The organism is Anaerolineales bacterium, assembly GCA_016928575.1.
In the GTDB taxonomy this organism is placed as follows: domain Bacteria; phylum Chloroflexota; class Anaerolineae; order Anaerolineales; family RBG-16-64-43; genus JAFGKK01.
Map to the genome: position 1 here is coordinate 1 of JAFGKK010000010.1, position 19448 is coordinate 19448.

Genomic DNA, 19448 nt, shown 5'->3' on the forward strand with positions numbered 1-19448 from the left:
AACTCCGGAATGGGTGGCCGGATAACTCCGGAATCACCGGCCGGATAACTCCGAAACGGGCGGCCGGATTAGGCCGGAAAATGCATTAATCCTTCAGTTTATATATATATGTTATAATATACAAGCTTACATAAAGGAATCGGAAAAATGTCAACTAGGTTGGTCATTTTGGGTTTTTTGCGCAACAACACCTTATATGGATATGAGATCAAGCAGATGATTGAACATATCATGGGCGATTGGACGGATATTGCTTTTGGATCCATCTACTTTGCGCTGAAGAAGCTTGAGGAAGAAGGATTTGTCGAGAAGGCGGGGACCAAACAAGAAGCCGGACGTCCCTCGCGGACTGTATACAATATCACTTCCGCGGGACGCGATGAATTCCTCCGGCTGTTGCGCGCGGTCTGGAGCAAGGGGGAACGGCATTCGTATTCGATCGACATCGGTCTGAGTTTTATGAGCGCGCTTCCGGACGAGGAGGTGCGGAGCCATATTCGGAACCAAGTTGAGAACTTGGAGCGCACCCTGAAATATCTCGATTCGCATAAAGCGGAGCAGCTTTCCGACGAGCATGTGCCAAACCGATTGGCTTCCACCGTGTTCGATCATCACCGGATTCATCTGCAAAGCGAATTGGAATGGATGCGGGGCTTAATGGAGAAATTCGAGAGGGGCGAATATAAAAAGGAAGTGGATTGGCTGCGAAAGAAGGGAAACGCCTTCCAATAAGGTTTTTGGTAAACACAAAGCCAGTGTTCGTCATGCCGGCGCCCGTCCTCAGCGCGTTCTTCGCCGGGGGTGAGTTTTGCCGGCATCCATGGAAGGATCAAACACCACTAGATCACGGCATAAAGCACGCCGGGATAACAAAAAAACAAAAACACCGGCAGACTTTTTTGTGATTTTTTCATGGGGATAGACGGCCCGAGCAGGTACGTTTTTTTTTTGAAAACAATTCAAGCTGGAATATACAAAATAAAATAAAAGGAGAAAGAAATTGGAACGCATTCCAGAAATTGAATCCATAAACCAAGAAGGGGACGCAAGGCGGTTCAGCGAATTGATGGGCAGTAATCGGTTCCGGAAAGCTGAATATCGGGGCTTGGCCAAGCGGATCGTGGAAATGGGGATCCCGCCGAACGGCCGGGTGCTAGATTTGGGGACCGGGCCGGGATTTGTGGCGATCGAAATCGCCAAAATTTTTCGGGGATCCAACCGGCGGGTTGTCGGTTTGGATCTTTCCGCACCGATGCTGGCAGCCGCGGCCGAGAACGCGGCGCGGGAAGGCGTGGACGGAATCCTCAGCTGGCGCGAAGGGGATAACAAAGCGATGCCGTTCGGCGACGGCGAATTCGACGCGATCGTATCGAATGATTCGCTTCACCATTGGAGAAATCCGTTGCCGGTGTTTGACGAGATCGCGCGCGTGGTAAAGCCGGGCGGCGCCCTTGCCATCAAGGATTCAAAACGGTTGCAGCACTGGTGGCCGTGGATGTTCGTAAAGGCGATCAGCCTATCCATCCCGCCGGATTTTCGGATCCATTGGTGGAACTCGATTGAATCATCCTACACGGCCGACGAACTGCGGGCCATCCTCCGGCGGTCGCGATTGGCAGAATGTCAAGTGGAGGAGGGATTCCTGGACTTGGCGGTGGTTAAGGAGAGGGAACTATGCCCAGATTGGTAAAGGGAGCCAAATGGACGTTCGGTTGGGTGGTGGTCGGTGCGGACCTTGAGATCGTCCTCCCGCCGGATGCCTGGCAGGAGTATGGATTCCAACCGGGAAAAGAAGCGATTTTTTCTCGGGGAAGCCGCACCTCGGGAGGATTCAGCATCAGCACCAAGGAACGAAAGGAGGAATCTGCAAGAAAAATGGGGGGATCCGGAATTTGCGAGTTGGGACGGAGGCGCTTTGGTGAAGGCAAAGTGGTTTTACCACCGGAAACGCGCGTCAAGGCGGGCGACCGTCTGCTGACGGTTCGCGGAAGCTGTTACGGACTCGGGTTCATCGCCCGCGGACCGATTTACCAAGAGGCAAGCCGGCACCCGGAATTGGAAGTGTTCGCGCCGTAGCCGGAGGGTGGTTCGATACCGGCTCACGGTTCGCCCGGATAGATACCGAAACCCAAGAAGCCCTCGTCGCGCCCGCCCTCGTGGGGAAACGGCGTCTTCCCGGAATCGGAAAAACCGGACGCAATCGAAAAAAGGCGGATCCGGGACGAAATGAAAAAAAAGAAAAGGAGGATGTAATGGAAATCGCGATAATCGGAAGTGTTTTTTTGCCATCGCACTGATAGTTCGGCGAAAGGAGGCGTGGAAATTCCATTGGCGGCCCACCCGGCATATGTGGGTCGCGGTCGGAACGGGTTTCCTGGCTTTTCTATTCAGTGCGTCCTTGCTTCTGTTTGACGAAGGGTCGTTCCCGGCGCATATCATTCACAACGGATTGATCTATGTCGTCTGCGGAGCCGTCATCCCATGGGGGTATACGCTCTTGGTGGAGCGAAACAAGGCATCGGACCTCGGCGTGAAACGGGAGCGATGGATCGCCAGCCTGATCCTGAGCCTCGGGATGGGCGCCCTTTTTCTGCCGATCCTGCTCGGACAAGGTAATCTGGGCGGCGCAGGATGGGGCAATGTCGCCAAAGCCTCCTTTGTGCTGACCGGTGCCGGAGGATTGTTCGAGTTTTTCCTGTATTACGGCTTCATCCATCTGCGTCTGGAGAAGTCCTTCGGCGTCGTCCCGGCGATCCTGTTGACATCGGCCATCTACGTGTTGTGGCATGCGGGAACGCAGCTACCCATGGAGCCGGATTTGCCCGCGGGAGTATGGAAGCTCTTCTGGGTGGGGGTAATGTCGCAATCGGTTTTCAGCCTGACGCGCAACTTGCTGGTGATCTGGCCTTTCTTCCATGCCGTCGGCGTGATGTTGGATTTCGCAGTGAATATCGACGGGGTGACGGAGGTGGTCGGCGATCTGCCATGGGCGGTAGCCGCGGTGGCGGGAATGGCGGTAGTTATCGCGGCAGTCGGTTGGTTTTCACAAAGGATGAACAATCGCTTGGAGAAATAAGATTCCTTATGGTTTTATGATGTATCTCCCAAGCCTTCCACTCATCCGCCCTCCCGTCGCTTTCACTCGCTTTCCCTCGGGATAGGCGCTCGGGACAAGCACTCGGGACAGTCGCTCCGGGACAGGTTCGGGCACCATTCCCGGAATTGCGCCGGGACCGGCTTCCCAGCCCTACATCTGCGGATGAAGATAGGCATTTGTTGAAGGCCCTTAAGCTTAAGCGATGGGCTAGGAGCAAGTATCCCGTCTCTGTCCCGCATTCCTCGCGGGACAGAGACGGGAGGGTGGGATGAGGGGGGGACTATCGGAGCGTGTTTTTCGGCGGTTCTTCCTTTCCGTGAAACGAGCGGAAAAGAGCCTTTTTTCACTTTTTCCGCTCATGCGGCAAGAAAATCCCCCGCAGTTTATCCCGCGTTCTTCGTGGTAAAGATTTGAAGAAAGAGGGCCGTTTTCAAAAGCCTTTTGATGTTGAGATCCGAAATACCTCGCGGCTTGCCGCGCCCTATTTCAAATCGCAGGCTTTTATCCACTTGACAAATATCCAATAAAGGTTATAAATTATAACCATTATATTATGAAACTAATATCTAAGAGGAACAATGAAAATCACCGACAAAACATACCTACAGATAAACCAAGCATTGTTCAGCTTGGTGCATTCGTACGAATCGCGGATGGCCAAGGAAAACCATCGCAACGTACTAGGGTTGCGGATGTCCGACTGTTCGGTGTTGATGGTGATGAGCCGCTTTGCGCCGTTGACCTCGCGCCGGCTTTCGCAACTTATGGGTGTCAATCCCGGCGCAGTTTCCCTCTATGTACAGCACTTGGTGGAGAAGGGTCTGGTGCGGAAGGAGCAGGACCGTGAAGACCGGCGCAACTGGCTTCTTACGCTGACCGAAACCGGTCGCATCGCCGCCCAGGCGGTTGTCGCCGGAGCGGTCGAATATACGAAGGATTTTATGGCCGGCCTCGCGGAAGAAGAGCAAGCGCAACTGGGCCGGCTGCTCTTAAAAGCCTCGCACGCCCTGGGGTTCGATTGGCAATGACCAACGGCGATCGCGGCGGCGGACGCATCCGGGCCTTGGATTCACGCCGCGGCTTGATGATGATCCTGATGGCATTGGATCATGCGCTATTTTTTATCGCCAAGATCCACCCTTTGGAATATTGGGGGGCTCCGTTGCCGGAGTATCCGGACGGCGTTTCTTTTTTCGTGCGGTTGCTTTCACACCTCTGCGCCCCCGGGTTTTTCTTTTTGATGGGGGCCGGCATGGCTATGTTTGCCGAATCGCGCCGCAGGCAGAGGTGGTCGGGGGTGCGGATCGCGCGGCACCTCGTTCTGCGCGGTTTGCTGCTCATCTTCTTACAGTTGTTTGTGGTCAATCCGGCGTGGTTCCTGGAAACGCTGGGTCCCACGGCCATTTTGGGAAACGTGGGAGACGGCGCGGCCTGGATCAATCTGGAAGTGCTTTTCGGGCTGGGCGGATGCTTGCTGATCCTGCCGCTGGCGCTGCGCGTGCCCGGTGTTGTGGATAGGCCTGGCGAGCGCGGGAGCCTTCGCGGCCTCGGGAGTGTTGATGCCGGCGCCGGAATACGCCGATGCGGCCTTCTCGTCCTTGGCACGGATGGCGCTGGTTCCCGGCCAAACCGGAATGCTGTTGGTGCTCTACCCCCTTTTGCCTTGGGTGGGAATCGCGGGACTGGGTTTGGCCTTCGGCAAATGGATTCTGCACGACCGGGCGTCGGCGTTCCGCGCCCTGCCGTTCGCCGGGGCAGGCTTTCTGATCCTGTTTGTGGTTTCACGGATGTTTGGGTTCGGTGATTTCCACGCGGGAGGCGGCGAAGGATGGGTGGATTTCTTGAACCTGACAAAGTATCCGCCGAGTTTAGTTTTCGCGCTCTTCACGTTGGGAATCGATTTCCTGCTGTTGGCCTTCCTGTCCGGGGATTTTCCGCCGATTCACGATTGGGATCCCTTGCTGGTGTTTGGAAGGGCGGCGCTTTTCTTTTACGTCCTGCATTTGTATTTGTATGCGTTGGCCGGTATCGCCTTTCCCGCGGGGAGCGGCTTGGGAACGGCGGGATTGGCGTGGGTGGCCGGGCTTGCGATTCTGTACCCGGTCTGCCGTTGGTACGGCGGATGGAAAGCCGGAACGGCGGCGGATTCCATCTGGAGGTTCTTCTAGGATGAAACGGAAATTGATCTTGGTCAACCCGGTCAACCCGGCCCGGACGGGGCTTTCCTTTAACCGCAGTTCCCGCTTCCCACCGCTCGGATTGGGAATCCTCGCCGCACTGACGCCCGCGGATTGGGACGTGCGCTTGGTGGATGAAAACTGGGAGACGTTCCCCGGCCCCGACGCTTTTTTCTCCGCGGAGGAAGCCCCGAAGCTGGTGGGAATCACGGCGTTCACCGCCTCGGCCAACCGTGCGTATGAGATCTCCGCCGACTTCCGGACTCGGGGAATCCCGGTGGTCATGGGCGGTATCCATGCCTCGATGTGCACGGAGGAGGCGCTGCGGTTTGTGGATTCGGTTGTAATCGGAGAAGCGGAAACGGTCTGGCCGCATGTGATTGCGGATGCGGAGGCGGGCCGGCTGCAACGAATATACCTCGGAGGGCAGGGAAATCCTGCCGGAATGCCGCGGCCCCGCCGCGACCTCTTCCACCCCGGATACCTGTTCGCCTCCGTGCAAACCTCGCGCGGCTGTCCGATGGACTGCGAGTTCTGCTCGGTAACGGCCTTCAACGGGAGGCGCTACCGCCGCCGCCCGCCGGAGGATGTGCTTGAGGAACTGGCGGAGATTCCGCAGCGAATGCTGTTTTTCGTGGACGACAACATCGTTGGCTACGGCGAAAAATCCCGCGCCCAAGCGCTGGCGGTTTTCCAAGGGATGGTCAAGCGGCGGATGAACAAATGGTGGTTCTGCCAAGCCTCGCTCAACTTCGCCGACGACGAAGAGATCCTGCATTGGGCGGGGCGGGCCGGATGCAAAATGGTATTCCTCGGATTGGAATCCGACGAAGCCGATGCGCTGGCCGAGGTGAACAAGATCCTCAATCTGCAGCGCGGGGTGGGGAGCTACGAAGCGGCGTTCCGGCGCATCCACCGGGCTGGGATTGCCGTCCTGGGGGCGTTTATCTTCGGAATGGATGAAGATACGCCGGAGAAACTCCGCCGGCGGACCGAATTTATGCTGGGCGGCGGGATCGACGTGATGCAAAAAACATACCTCACGCCGCTGCCCGGCACCCGGCTGTTCGACCGGTTGGGTCGGGAAGGGCGGTTGTTGTTCACCGATTATCCGCGGGATTGGGAGCATTACGACATGGGGGAGGCGGTCCATCGGCCGCGGAGCATGAACCCCGCGGAACTCACCTGCGCCATGGAAGAATCCAGCCGGCGGCTGTTCTCCTGGCCGGCTTTGGCGCGCAAGGCGTACGGCACCCTCCGGGAGACTCGCTCCCCGATGGCCGCACTGTTCGCCTGGCAATCAAACGTCAACTACCGGAATGTCTCCCTCGCCCCTTAGCGGCGGCGGCCTATATTAAATTCGGGAAATCTGGTAGGATTTCGACGCAGTGCGACCCCGGCAGCGAGCCGCCGGGGTCGTTGTGCGTATTCAGAAGGAACGGATAAAAATGAAAACCGAACGGACGGACATCCGCAACATCGCCATCGTCGCCCATGTCGACCACGGAAAAACCACGCTGGTCGACGGGCTGCTGCGCCAATCCCACACCTTCCGAGAGAACCAGCAGGTCGCCGAGCGGGTGATGGATTCGAACGACCTGGAGCGGGAGCGCGGGATCACCATCCTGGCCAAGAACACCGCGATCAGCGTCTGGGACCCAGCCGCCAAAGCACAGGTCAAGATCAACATTGTCGATACGCCCGGCCACGCCGATTTCGGCGGCGAGGTCGAGCGGGTGATGAACATGGTCGACGGGATCCTGCTGCTGGTGGACGCCGCCGAGGGCCCGATGCCGCAGACCCGCTTCGTGCTGAAAAAGGCGCTCGAGATGGGGCATCGGGCGATTGTGGTGATTAACAAAATGGACCGCAAAGGGGCGGATCCGGACGGGGCGCTTAACAAAACCTTCGACCTGTTTATCGAACTGGGAGCCACCGAAGAACAGGCCGATTTCGCGGTGGTCTACACCAACGCGATCACCGGGCAGGCGGGGACGGCCCACGAGCTGGAGCCGGACCTGGAGCCGCTGTTTGAAGCGATCCTGCGCCGGATCCCGGCCCCGCAGGTGGACGCCGAGGCGCCGTTGCAGATGCTAGTGGCCTCGCTCGGCTACGACAACTACCGCGGGGTGACCGCCGTCGGTAGGATTTTCGCCGGGCGGATGAAGGCCGGCGGGAACGTCGCGCGCCTCACCGCCGCCGGGGAAAACCTGCCCGAGCGCGTGCGCTACCTCTACGTGCACCAGGGGCTGGAACGGGTGGAGGTGGAAGCGGCCGAAGCCGGCGAGATCGTCGCCGTCGCCGGGCTGGAGGCCATCGCCATCGGCGAGACGCTCGCCGATCCGCTGAACCCCGTCGCGCTGCCGACGATCAAAGTGGAAGAACCCACGGTGCGGATGAACTTCGGCGTCAATACGTCCCCCTTCGCCGGGCGGGAGGGGAAGTGGGGCACGTCGCGCAAACTGCGCGAGCGGTTATTCGAGGAACTGCGCCACAACGTCGCCTTGCGGGTCGAGGAAACCGACTCGGCCGACACCTTCGTTGTCTCGGGGCGGGGCGAGCTGCACCTGGGGATCCTGATCGAAACCATGCGCCGCGAAGGATACGAGTTCCAGGTTTCACGGCCGGAGGTGATCTTCCACACCGCCGAGGACGGGGCGATGCTGGAGCCGTTCGAGGATGTGCACATCGAGACCAGCCCGGAGACGGTCGGGGCGGTGGTCGAACTGCTGGGTTCGCGCCGCGGCCAGATGCTGAACATGCAGGACAACCGGAAGGGCAGCACCCTGCTCGAATACCTGGCCCCGACCCGCGGACTGCTCGGATTCCGCTACCAGTTCCTCAACGCCACGCGCGGAAACGGCGTGATGCACACGATCTTCCACGGCTACGAGCCGATGGCCGGAACGGTGGCGACCCGCTCGACCGGCTCGATCGTCGCCTGGGAAAACGGAACCACCACAACCTACGGGCTTAAGAACGCCGAGGAGCGCGGCATGCTGTTCGTCGGGCCCGGCGTGGAGGTCTACGAGGGGATGGTGGTGGGCGAACAGCAGCGCCCCGGCGACCTGCCGGTGAATGTGTGCAAGAAGAAGCACCTGACCAACATGCGTTCCTCGAACAAGGACATCGAAATCCGGCTCAATACGCCGCGCACGATGAGCCTCGACGAATGCCTGGAATTCCTGGCCGACGACGAACTGCTCGAGGTGACCCCGGCCGCCTGCCGGATCCGAAAGAAGATCTTGGATACGGAAGAGCGCGGCAAGACGGTCAAGCGGGCGAAGGAAGCGCTGGAAGAGGCGGGATAACCGCGACCGCAGCCGGCCGGAGACCCGTCCCGGCCCGCGCTCCATGCATCCGGGGTCGGAAGCCGTACCGGTTTCTCCGTCTTTGCATCTGCGCAGCCGCGATCACATTCGCGGCTGTTTTTTATTGGCCGGTTAACCCGCTGCCTATGGCTGTGAGTGCCATGAAAAGGTTCTACCGTGAGAGTGGAAAAAGGTGTGGAGTGAGAAAAAGGATTTCCTTCCGTCCAATCGATCGATTACCCTCTCCCTTGGGTTCCTCTTTTCTTGGGTATGGTTCCACTCCCCCCATGTCCCTTTGGGAAATGGGGGGAGTGGTTTTGGGGGGAGGGGAGACTGCGCAAGTACTGCGGGATGTGACAAAGAGAGGATAAGAAAAAGTGTTCAATAGCAAGAGAAACCGGAAAAATTGAGGTTGTGTAAAGCCGATTGTTCGATCAGAATCGGTACGAGCGCACCCCCGGCCTCGACCGGTGCCTGCCCCTGGAGCGATGAGCACCGGCGTTCTTCCGGTGCGAAGAACTCGTGATGGGGGAAGCCGGGGCGGGGCTTCCAGGTGCGGCAGTTCGAAGCCGCCGCCTAAAGCGTCGGTAATGCACTGGACCGTAAAACCGCCGCCTATGGCTGTGAGTGGCCTGAAAAGGTAATCCCGTGGGAGTTCGAATAGGATCTACTGGATCTTCCGCCATCCCACATAACCCCGGCCGGCGGCGATGGGAAGGAAATCGAAACGGAAATCCAGCCCTCACCTTCGGCGCCGGACAACGGGAGGGGATGGGGAGCGATTGGGCGGGGTGGAGATCGGGCCACACGGACCATCCTCTTCAGGGGCAGGCGAGACGATCCCGTCCGGTTGGATGGAACCAAGCAAGAAAAGGGAAAACGTCAAACGCCAAGAGAAACAGGAAAAATGACGCTGAGAATACACAAAACCGGTTGTTCGACCGGAGCCGGCAGGAGCGCGCCGCATAGGTGCGCTATTGCTGAGGCTGCCGCATCCGGCGGCGGTTGACCATTATATCAATTTGATATATATAATAATGATATGAAACTAGCCGAAGGCGATTACGCGGTTTTGGGATTCCTGCTCCTGGCGCCGATGACCGGCTACCAATTGAAGGCGATGATGGATGTAACCGTCGGCCAATTCCACCGCGCCAGCTATGGCGGAATCTATCCCAGCCTGAAAAAACTAACCCGCGCCGGGTACCTTTCGATGACTCAATCGGTCTCCGGGGGCAAGGTGCGCAAGACGTACAGGCCCCGGCCGGCGGGCCGCAAGGCGTTCGCCGCCTGGCTCAAGGAGCCGCCCGAAATCACCCGCGGGCCGGGGCCGCTGCTGACGCGGATGTTCTTCCTTGGGCTGGGGGGACGCGCCACGGCGCGGGCGTTCACGCGGGCGGTCCGCCGCTCCGCGCGGGAACGGACGGCGTGGCTGAAGCGGGTTGCCGAAGAGTACCGCGGCCGGGCGGACGCCTATCAGATGGCGACCGCCCAATTCGGAATTGAGTATTACGGTTTTTTGGATCGATGGTTCACGCGGCTGGAGGCCGGTTTATGAAAGCCTGGCTGGGGTATTTTTCGGGAACCGGAAATTCATGGAGGATCGCCATGGCTTGTGCGGAAAAGCTGCAGGCCGAGGGGTACGAAACCGATCTTGGCGCGATCCAAGCCGGGGCGCCCCCAAATCCGTCGGCGGACGCCGCCGTATTCTGTTTCCCGGTGCACGCCCTCGACCTGCCGCGAAACGCGGTCTCGTACCTGCGGGGTTTGCCCGCCGCCGGCAACATCGTCCCGGCCGTCCTGCTGGTGACCGGCGGCGATCCGGACAACTGCGGCTGGGCGCTGGCAAGCGGAACGAGGATTCTCGCCGAGCGCGGGTACGCGGTGAGGATCGCCGATCTGATCCACATGCCGAACAATTGGACTCCGTTCCATTCGGCGCCGGATTCTGGGGATGCCGAGCGCCTGATCCGCGCCGGAGTGTGGAAGGCGGAATCGTGCGTCGAACGTTTTGTAAACGGCGAATCCTTCCGCAAACCGATCGTCCTGCGGAAGTTCGGAGCGGTCGGATCGGCGCTGATGCGGTTCTTGTTTCACAAGCGCGGGGTATACAAACTGTGGATGTTTTTCCGGGCGGACGCGCGTTGCACCGGATGCGGACTGTGCGCTCGGATCTGCCCGACCGGGAGCATCCGCATGGCGGACGGGAAACCGGCGTGGAGCGCGGGATGCGTTCAATGCATGCGCTGCTTCAATTACTGCCCGCAGGGGGCCATCCGCCAGCTGGAGTTTTGGCTGCACGGCAGCCGGCACCGCGCATATCGCCTGCCGGGGTTTACTCCGACGGCGGAGACATAGCGGAAAACCCGTTCAGGCACGGTATCTTACCACTATAAAGCACCGTCCCCCCTTTTTCTGAAAGAAAAAGGGGGGACGTGTTCTTGGGGGCGGTGCGGAAAGAGAAGGTCGACTATTGCGCTTTACCCCATCCTGCGCTTCTCGATCATCCGGCGGTGATCGGCATAATGCTCATAGGTGTTGAAAACGATCCATTGAGCCAACGGGCGCGGCGCGGGTCCGAAGCATTCGGTCGGACGCTTCAAGCGCTCTTCATCCAATTTCGATATTTCCGACATCAGCCAGCGGTGGGTTTCGTACCAATCCGATTGGACTTCGGCCAAGGGCTTGTCGCGGTTGCGCTCGAAAAAGATTGCATTCACTTCGTTTTCGTCGCCGCGGGCGACAACATCCTCGTCCACGCACAAGGCTTCGCCCGCGGAGAGTCCGAGAAATTGGTTGGCGATCAGGAATTTTTCCCAGGCGGCGATGTGGGCGAGGATATCTTTGACCGACCACTCGCCCTCGTCGCGGCGGACGATGTGCGGCTCGTCCAGGGTGGCGACTACGGCCGCCAGGGCCTCCCATTCGTCGTGAATGCGCGCATACAAGATCTCCGGATCGGTCGGAAAAGGGTCGGGAGCGTCGGTCATACGGGGGAATCCTTTCTTCCGGATACCTCGTGCAGCCGCAGTTGCCTTTGCGGGTTGCCGATCCACTTCACAACACAAAAAGCGCAAAAAGCACAAAATTACTGGCGTGCTTTATCCCGCTCTCGCGGGATGAGGATTACCCCGGGCCTGCCCTCGCGAAGCGGGGGGCTCGCCGCGCGTTTCTTCGCATTTGCGCTCCCCGGCCTCGCCCGGCGAAGCCGGGGCGGGGCTGTGATGCCGCGCGGCTTGCGGCGCGGTCATTCATGCGCCTTGGGATTGTTAAAATGAACCGGTTTTTTCCACCGCCGGCTCCTGTTCATTTACTCATCGGCATCGAACATCGTCCGATCGCCGGAGGGCGTGGCGATGACGGACGAGCCGCCGCCGGTGTCTCCCGTACGAATATTCCATCCGCCCGCGATCGTGCCCGAGGCGTAGACGAAGTGGGTGTTGTTGTACCATTGCAAACGCATCGCCCCGCCGGGAATGAGGATCGTTCCGCCGCCGAGCGAGCCGACGTAATCCGAGGTGCCCGATCCGACGTAGTAGGTGAAGTGCTGCCCGTCCGGGGAGAACGTATCCACGCCGGTGCTCCCGGTCCCTAGGTGCAGGCCGAAGGATCCGTCGAGAGTGGAGACGTGGCTGTCTTTCACCGCCGGATCCGCCGTCGGGGTGACGTACCCGACGTGGGTGAGGATCGGCGAAAGAACCGCTTTGGGGAAGAAGAAGTTGCCGGTGAGGGTGGACGCCAGGGTCGCGACGCTGGTCGCGGGGTTCACCAGGTAAATGGCGCCGGAGGTGACGGGGGCGAGCGGATCTTCGGAGGCGATGACCACGCCGAACTGCGAGGAATCCGCCTTCCAAACGGGCTCGGGATAATATTGGTATTCGCTGTAGGTGATGATGGCCGGGAAGGTGACGAGGTTGTCGACGAATCCCGAGCCGTCGATGTTGGCCAGGGCGATCTTGGTGGCGCGGGACACGACCATTTTGCTCCCGTCGGGCGACGGCCAGTATTCCCCGCCGTTGCCGGCGGAGAAGATGGTGGTCAGCGCGCCGGTTTCGGCGTTGATCATGAAGCCATCGTCAAAGCGCGCCAACCCCGGCCCGTCGTAATTCGCCTTGGTATTAACCAGGAGGTTGTGGGTCCCGGGGATCCATTTCACCTGGAACAAGTCGACGAACGTCGCTCCGGCGGGCAGGGCTTCCAACACGCCGACCTGGGCCGAGGTCAGCAGGACGCGGTCGCCGCTGGCGTCGTAGTTGACCACGCGCAGTTCGCCCGGATGACTGTAATCCGAATGGCGGACGTAGGCCACCATTTGGCCGTCGTCGGAGATGTGGACCGAATCGACGCCGGTCTGCGCCGAGAGCGGGTAGGCGGCCGCCGGCGGCGCGACCAGCCACGGGCTGCCTCCCGAAATGAAGGCAACGCGCAGATGCGGCAACGCGGCCGTGGGCATCATGGTTTGGGTGAGGGTCGGTTCGGGATCGACGCCCGGCGTCGCCTCCGGAGTCGGCGCATCGGTCGGGCCGCCCCCGGAGGGCAGAGTGCCGGCGGCGGCGGTGTCGGTCAGGGCCTGGGCGACCTTGGTGGCGACCTGTTGGCCCTCGCTGACGATCGTCGAGACGACGACGTCCGGGAGATCGCACCCGCTGACGGCGAGGGCGATGAGAAGAATAAAGGCAAGTGCAGGAAATTTCCGCATGGGGGAAGTCCTTTCATCTCCATTCTTTGAGGGCCAGCACCCGTAGGGATACAAGCGCCAGCAAGGTTCCAGGCACCGCGCCGCCCAAATTTATGTCGCCGGCGTTCCACAGGCGGAAATCGTACCATTCCGCCAAGAAGTGCCCGGCCGCGAAGCCGATCCAGGCGGCGACAACGCACATGCCAAGCATCCGGTACGATTTGGACGGCCAGGCCAGGAAGAACACCGCCCCGATCAGGGCGGAGATCACCAGACCCAACCCCAGCGCAAGCGGGTTCATTCCATTGCCTCCGCAATCACGGCCGCACCCAGGCAAAGTTCGCCGTCGTAAAAAACCGCGGACTGGCCGGGGGTGATGTCGCGCAGCGGATGGTCGAACCGCACCCGCACGCCGCCGCCGGGTTCGACGGCCACGTCCGCCGGATGATCCTCCGAAGTGTACCGGATTTTCACGGTTGCGTGGAAGGTCTCCGCCGGCGGGCGGCCGCGGATCCAGCTTGCGGTATCCGCCCGCAAAACCCGGCGGCCGAGCGCTTCCCGCGGTCCGACGATCAGCGCGTTGCGCGCCGGATCGATCTCCAATGCGTAGAGCGCGGCGGAAGCCGAAACCCGGATCCCCTTGCGCTGGCCGATGGTGTAGGCCGGGAGTCCCTGATGTTCTCCGAGTTTTTGCCCCTCGCGGTTGAGGATCGGACCAGGCGTAAACGACTCCGGCGCGTACCTTTTTAGAAAGCGCCGGTAATCCGAATCGGAGACGAAGCATAGGTCCTGGCTGTCCGGCCGGTCGGCCGCCGGAAGGCGGTACCGGCGGGCTTCCGTGCGCACTTCGGCTTTGGTCAATCCGCCGAGGGGAAACATCGTCCGCGCTAAGTCAGCCTGTCCGAGCGACGCCAGCACGTAGGATTGGTCCTTTGTGTGATCGATTCCACGCAACAGTTCGAAGCCGCCGCCGGTTTCGCGGATGCGCGCATAGTGGCCGGTGGCCAGCCGGTCCGCCCCGAGGCCGAGAGCATGGCGCATCATGAATCCCCAGCGGATCGACCGGTTGCAGGCCAGGCACGGATTGGGCGTCCGGCCGCGGGAGTATTCCGCGATCATCGGCGCAACGACCTCGCGACGGAAAATCTCCTGCGCGTCGATCAGGTGGAAGGGGATTTTCAGCTGATCGGCAATCCGTCTGGCGAGCGCGACGGCGTTCGAGTCGCAGCAGCGGTTCTTGAATTCGGCATCCGGATCGGTCCACAGGCGGAGCATCACTCCGGCGACGTCATGGCCGCGCTCGCGAAACAGGGCCGCGGCCACGGACGAATCCACGCCGCCGCTCATCGCCACGACCACCCGAACGGGCGGGATCGGTTGCATGCCGGCATTCTACATGCCGGCGGAAGCGGCGTCAACGCGACTCCGCGCCGAAGGCGGCACGGAAATCGAACGGCCTGATTGTCCGGTGGGGAGGATCTGCAGGGCGCGGCGCCCGTCCGACCCATGCAGGAAATCCGACGAGCAACGATGCCAAAAGCGGAACGCGCCCGCCGGCAATCGTGGTATCCTTTGCCGGACGCGTGCGGCAGGAGAGGAACCGCGAATGGCTTCGAATGTTTTGCAATGGATCGAAAGAAAATTAACCGATCCCGGCCGGGACGATACGCTCAAGCTTTCGACGGACGAGCAAACCAAGCTCTCCTGGGCCAAGCGGATTCGAACCCCGGCCGAAATTCCCGATCCGTACCGGAGTTTCTTCGACGGTCTGCCGGCGGAGAAAACGGAGCCGTTTCCGTACGCGGTCCTCAGCCCGACCTACCGGGGATTCCTGCAACCCGAGCATGAAAAGCTGATCGTCCGGATCGACCGGAATATCTGGGTGTTGAAGGCGCCGGACGGGCGGCTGACGACGGTATGCTATCCACTGGCCGACATCGTGTTCATCGAGACGGGGACGATTCTGTTGAATGCCTGGATGACCATCCTAGGCAAGGATACCAGCGGCGCGACCCGCGCATCGACGTGGAAATACAATTCGGTCACCGACACCTTGTTCGCCCCCTTCCTGGAAAGTATCCGCGCGACGGCGGTCGGGACGGCGGACGGCACCGCGGCCGATACCTCTGCGTTCGACGCCCTCGGACACTCCAGCTTCAAATTCATGAATTACGCACGCCGAAGCATCCTGCCCGGAGAACGGGCGCTGCTGACCATCCTTCAGCCCGAAATCCGCCGCTCCCTTCCCCTCCTCTCCGCTTTAAACATTACGCGGCAGGTCTCCCCGGCCCACCTGACAATCCTGACCGACCATGAATTGATCCAAATCCGCGAGGAAAGCTCGTGGCGGACTACGAAGGAAAACCAATATGGAAATGTGTGGCGCTACGTGCCGTTGCGGAAAATCACCTCACTGCGGATCGAAGACCACGGCAGGGACCTTTTGACGCTTTCCCTTAACTTGGTCGGGAAGGGATCGTTGGAAGCCGTGTTTCAAGCCTCCGAACGCGGGCGGGTTCTGGAACTGCGGAGCGCCCTGAAAACAGCCGGCATCGGATCCTCGGTCGTCGAACCAACGGCCGCCTAGGCTGAGGCGGGTCCGGATCACGCGACGCATATCGCCGAAAGGCGCCGTCCGGCGGAGGATCCGCGCTCCGGGCGGTGTTTTCCGCAATCGGACAGCCGTTGTTCCTCCCGTAAAATCCCTCCGAAAGGAAAATCATGAAGAAACACAAACGCGGTTCACGAAGGCAATTCCTGAAGACGACCCTGGTCGCCGCCGGCGGCTTTGTGCTGGCCGGATGCGGCCGGCAGAAGGAGACGCCTTTCCCGGCGACGGTTCCAGCCGCGACGGCGGCGCCGACTCCCGTCGACGAGTTGATTTATCTGGATCCGGAGCGGACGGTCGAAGAGCGGGTCGAGGATCTGGTCGGCCGGATGACCCTGGAGGAAAAAGTCTCCCAGTTGGGCACCGAAGCGGATGCCGTCGATCGGCTGGGGATTCCGGCTTACGATTGGTGGAGCGAAGCCGGCCACGGCGTGGCCCGCGCCGGAATTGCCACCGTGTTCCCGCAGGTGATAGGCCTGGCGGCGACGTGGAATGCCGACCTGATCCGTACGGTCGCGGGGGTGATCTCGGATGAAGGCCGCGCCAAGCACCACGAAGCGGTGCGGAACGGAATCCGCGGCCTGTATGCCGGCTTGACGTTCTTCTGCCCCAACATCAATATCTTCCGCGATCCGCGCTGGGGCCGCGGCCAGGAAACCTACGGCGAGGATCCGTACCTCACCGGACAACTGGCGGTGAATTTCATCCGCGGCATGCAGGGCGACGATCCCCGCTACCTGAAGACCGTCGCGACCGCCAAGCACTACGCCGTTCACAGCGGACCGGAAGAAAAACGCCATTACTTCAACGCCGTCGTCTCCGAACGCGATCTGCGGATGACCTATCTGCCGGCGTTCCGGGCCGCGGTCGTCGAAGGCAAAGTCGGATCGGTGATGGGCGCTTACAACCGTGTGAACGGAGAGGCGTGCTGCGCCAGCCCCACTCTGCTGCAGAAAATCCTGCGCGAGGAGTGGGGTTTCGAAGGATACGTGGTCGCCGATTGCGGAGCGGTGGACGACATCTACCAGAACCACATGCTGGTAAAATCGCCCGCCGAAGCCGCCGCGCTTGCGGTGAAGGCAGGCTGCGACCTGGAATGCGGCTGTACCTACGGCATCGCCTGCGACTACGGCCTGCTGACCCAGGCCGTGCAAGACGGCCTCCTGACCGAGGAGGATATCGACCGCTCGGTCAAGCGGCTGTTGGCGGCCCGCTTCCGGCTGGGGATGTTCGATCCGGAGGACCTTGTCGCCTACGCCCGGATCCCCTACAGCGTGGTGGATTCGGAGGAACACCGGGCGTTAGCGCTGGAGGCGGCTCGGCAATCCTTGGTTCTGCTGAAGAACCAAGGCGGATTGCTGCCGCTGGATCCCTCGGCGCTTAAGTCGGTGGCGGTAATCGGCCCGAACGCCGACGAAACCCTGGTGCTGAGCGGCAATTATTTCGGGACTGCCGCCGCCCCGGTTTCCGTGCTGGAGGGAATCCGCACCGCGGTGAATCCGGATTGCGAGGTCCGTTACGCCCGCGGATCCGCGATCATCGGCAACAACGAGGATGGTTTCGACGAGGCGGTTCAAGCCGCCCGGGATTCACAGGCGGTGGTCATGGTGATGGGCCTATCCCAGGAGATGGAAGGGGAGGAAGGCCAGACCGAAGGCAACCAGCCCGGCGTGCGCAGCCTGGGCGACCGGATCAGCATCAACCTTCCAGACATCCAGGAGCGGCTTCTGCGGGCCGTCCGGGAAACCGGAAAACCGGTGATCCTGGTGCTGCTTAACGGAAGCGCGCTCGCCATAAACTGGGCGAACGACAATGTCCCGGCCATCCTGGAGGCGTGGTATCCCGGACAGGCGGGCGGCACGGCCGTGGCCGAGGCGATTTTCGGACGGGCCAACCCCGGCGGCCGCCTGCCGGTGACGTTCTATGCGTCCACTTCGGATCTACCGAAATTCGACGAGTACAGCATGGAGAACCGGACCTACCGCTATTTCACCGGCAAGCCCTTGTACCCGTTCGGCTACGGATTGAGCTACACGACATTCGCCTATCGGAATTTGAGGATCCATCCGGAGGAAGTCAATCCGGGGGACTCCGTGACCGTCGAAGCCGAAGTGGAAAACACCGGGAAGCGGGAAGGCGACGAGGTGGTGCAACTGTACCTGAAAGACGCGGAGGCGTCGCTGTCCGTGCCGCGCCTCCAACTGCAAGGATTTGCCCGCCTGCGGTTGGCGCCCGGAGAAAAGCAAACCGTGAAGTTTACCCTGAAGGGCGAACAGACGGCGTTCGCCGACGAAAACGGCGGTTGGGTGATCGAGCCGGGAGAGTTCCGGGTATGGGTCGGCGGTCAACAGCCCGATTTGGAGGCGCCGGCGCAGCCGGCGAATGTCCTGGAAGGAAAATTCTCCGTGCGCGGTTGAATCGGCGGATCAGCCGACGTATGCCGGGGGAAAGCCGGCTGCGCGGCCGCGGCTTGAGGAGGGATGATGATCGAAAATTTGGAATTGATCACCAAAGCCCGGAACGTCGCCAAGCGGCGGAAACTGAGCGGGGACTGCTCGGCGGGCGACGTCGGCGCGGCGCTGTTAACCGTGGACGGAAATACGTATCTGGGCGTGAGCATCGATGCGGCCTGCGGTATCGGATTTTGCGCCGAGCACGCGGCCATCGCCCAGATGGTGACGAAGGGGGAATCGCGGATCGCGAAGATCGCGGCGATGACCGCCGACGGCAACTTTCTCCCGCCGTGCGGACGCTGCCGGGAGTTGATGTGGCAAGTCGACCGCGGAAACCTGCAGGCGGAGATCCTCCTTAGCGGATCCAAATCCGTGCGGCTGGAGGAGCTCCTACCCCTGCGGTGGTCGGAAGGGGAATAAGGCGGCGCGATGGAAGCGACGCGCATGGATCGCCGGCGTCAGGGCCTCCAGCAAGACCGCAGCCTCTTCACGGTGATCTCTTTCCCTTTCGGCTCGGCCGCCGTCGTTTGGAGGAAAACGGCCGGAAAACCGAGAATTCAGCGGATCTTCCTGGAGGAAACCCTTTCACCGGTCCGGAAGGCCAGACAGCAGTTCCCCGGAGTTAAATCCTCCTCCGGAGAGGATATCGCGGAAATCCTCGAGCGGATGCGGTTGTTCCTTCGCGGCCAATCGGTGACGTTTTCTCTTGAAGGAATCGCCTTGGAAAGGTGTGGGCGATTCCAGAGAAAAATCCTGCAGGCGGAATCCCGCATACCCCGCGGATGGGTCAGCACATACGGACGGCTGGCCGCACGGATCGGAGTGGGAGGCGGCGGCCGGGCGGCTGGAAAGGCGTTGGCGGAAAACCCGTTTCCGATCCTGATCCCGTGCCACCGCACGGTCAGGGCGGACGGAACCTTGGGCGGATTTCAAGGGGGAGTGCGGATGAAACGAGAATTTCTAGAAATGGAAGGGACGGTTTTTTCTGGTGACGGCCGAGTGGTAATGAAAAATGTGTATTATTAGCGACGGGGCGGGGGTTGTGTGCGCACTTGCGCGCCGCCCGGCTGCGCCCAAGAAGCGGAAAGACCGGCCGGGAGCGTGGGAATCGTAGAAACGCGAAA

The 19448-nt window shown here is 60.9% G+C and carries 19 protein-coding genes; 15 read left to right on the top strand and 4 right to left on the bottom strand.

The features are described from left to right. Nucleotides 1-147: 147 nt before the first annotated feature. The 11 genes from JW929_01435 to JW929_01485 all read left to right on the top strand — a co-directional run bounded on the left by JW929_01435 (nucleotide 148) and on the right by JW929_01485 (nucleotide 10943). The gene (locus JW929_01435) at nucleotides 148-732 is read left to right on the top strand and encodes a helix-turn-helix transcriptional regulator (GenBank protein ID MBN1438044.1); all 585 of its coding nucleotides are present in this window, start codon (nucleotides 148-150) and stop codon (nucleotides 730-732) included. A gap of 373 nt (nucleotides 733-1105) precedes the next feature. Continuing rightward, on the top strand, nucleotides 1106-1690 hold the full coding sequence (locus JW929_01440; protein ID MBN1438045.1) for a class I SAM-dependent methyltransferase: 585 nt from the start codon (nucleotides 1106-1108) through the stop codon (nucleotides 1688-1690). Continuing rightward, a complete protein-coding gene (locus JW929_01445) occupies nucleotides 1675-2076 on the top strand; it encodes a hypothetical protein (protein MBN1438046.1) in 402 nt (133 codons plus the stop codon). The genes JW929_01440 and JW929_01445 overlap by 16 nt, the downstream gene beginning before the upstream one ends. 271 nt (nucleotides 2077-2347) lie before the next feature. Beyond that, on the top strand, nucleotides 2348-3076 hold the full coding sequence (locus JW929_01450) for a hypothetical protein (GenBank protein MBN1438047.1): 729 nt from the start codon (nucleotides 2348-2350) through the stop codon (nucleotides 3074-3076). Nucleotides 3077-3675: 599 nt separating this feature from the next. Then, nucleotides 3676-4125, top strand: a complete 450-nt coding sequence (locus JW929_01455) for a MarR family transcriptional regulator (GenBank protein ID MBN1438048.1) — start codon at nucleotides 3676-3678, stop codon at nucleotides 4123-4125. Beyond that, entirely contained in the window at nucleotides 4122-4901 is a 780-nt protein-coding gene (locus JW929_01460) for a DUF1624 domain-containing protein (GenBank protein MBN1438049.1), read from the top strand. Before JW929_01455 ends, JW929_01460 begins: the two co-directional genes overlap by 4 nt. 37 nt (nucleotides 4902-4938) lie before the next feature. Beyond that, entirely contained in the window at nucleotides 4939-5265 is a 327-nt protein-coding gene (locus JW929_01465) for a hypothetical protein (protein MBN1438050.1), read from the top strand. 1 nt (nucleotide 5266) lies between these two features. Further along, on the top strand, nucleotides 5267-6613 hold the full coding sequence (locus JW929_01470) for a B12-binding domain-containing radical SAM protein (protein ID MBN1438051.1): 1347 nt from the start codon (nucleotides 5267-5269) through the stop codon (nucleotides 6611-6613). A gap of 109 nt (nucleotides 6614-6722) precedes the next feature. Continuing rightward, a complete protein-coding gene (typA, locus tag JW929_01475) occupies nucleotides 6723-8585 on the top strand; it encodes a translational GTPase TypA (protein ID MBN1438052.1) in 1863 nt (620 codons plus the stop codon). Between the two features lie 1042 nt (nucleotides 8586-9627). Next, nucleotides 9628-10143, top strand: coding sequence for a PadR family transcriptional regulator (locus tag JW929_01480; GenBank protein ID MBN1438053.1), 516 nt, complete (start codon nucleotides 9628-9630; stop codon nucleotides 10141-10143). Then, nucleotides 10140-10943, top strand: coding sequence for an EFR1 family ferrodoxin (locus tag JW929_01485; protein MBN1438054.1), 804 nt, complete (start codon nucleotides 10140-10142; stop codon nucleotides 10941-10943). The genes JW929_01480 and JW929_01485 overlap by 4 nt, the downstream gene beginning before the upstream one ends. Before the next feature lie 122 nt (nucleotides 10944-11065). Here the strand turns inward: JW929_01485 and JW929_01490 are convergent, their stop codons facing one another. The 4 genes from JW929_01490 to mnmA form a co-directional block, all read right to left on the bottom strand. Continuing rightward, the gene (locus JW929_01490; GenBank protein ID MBN1438055.1) at nucleotides 11066-11575 is read right to left on the bottom strand and encodes a ClbS/DfsB family four-helix bundle protein; all 510 of its coding nucleotides are present in this window, start codon (nucleotides 11573-11575) and stop codon (nucleotides 11066-11068) included. Between the two features lie 320 nt (nucleotides 11576-11895). Beyond that, entirely contained in the window at nucleotides 11896-13284 is a 1389-nt protein-coding gene (locus tag JW929_01495; GenBank protein MBN1438056.1) for a hypothetical protein, read from the bottom strand. A gap of 13 nt (nucleotides 13285-13297) precedes the next feature. Next, nucleotides 13298-13564, bottom strand: a complete 267-nt coding sequence (locus JW929_01500; GenBank protein ID MBN1438057.1) for a hypothetical protein — start codon at nucleotides 13562-13564, stop codon at nucleotides 13298-13300. Next, nucleotides 13561-14646 carry a tRNA 2-thiouridine(34) synthase MnmA gene (gene mnmA, locus JW929_01505; protein ID MBN1438058.1) on the bottom strand — a complete coding sequence of 362 codons (1086 nt, stop codon included), beginning with the start codon at nucleotides 14644-14646 and terminating at the stop codon, nucleotides 13561-13563. The genes JW929_01500 and mnmA overlap by 4 nt, the downstream gene beginning before the upstream one ends. 223 nt (nucleotides 14647-14869) lie before the next feature. Between mnmA and JW929_01510 the strand changes: the two genes are divergently transcribed. The 4 genes from JW929_01510 (at nucleotide 14870) to JW929_01525 (ending at nucleotide 19350) form a co-directional block, all read left to right on the top strand. After that, a complete protein-coding gene (locus JW929_01510) occupies nucleotides 14870-15850 on the top strand; it encodes a hypothetical protein (GenBank protein MBN1438059.1) in 981 nt (326 codons plus the stop codon). Between the two features lie 134 nt (nucleotides 15851-15984). After that, nucleotides 15985-18288, top strand: a complete 2304-nt coding sequence (locus JW929_01515) for a glycoside hydrolase family 3 C-terminal domain-containing protein (protein MBN1438060.1) — start codon at nucleotides 15985-15987, stop codon at nucleotides 18286-18288. Nucleotides 18289-18354: 66 nt separating this feature from the next. Beyond that, nucleotides 18355-18744 (top strand): hypothetical protein, encoded by a 390-nt coding sequence (locus JW929_01520; GenBank protein MBN1438061.1) that lies wholly within the window; start codon nucleotides 18355-18357, stop codon nucleotides 18742-18744. Nucleotides 18745-18768: 24 nt separating this feature from the next. After that, complete coding sequence (locus JW929_01525; GenBank protein ID MBN1438062.1) at nucleotides 18769-19350, top strand: methylated-DNA--[protein]-cysteine S-methyltransferase; 582 nt, start codon at nucleotides 18769-18771, stop codon at nucleotides 19348-19350. The last annotated feature ends 98 nt before the right edge of the window (nucleotides 19351-19448 follow it).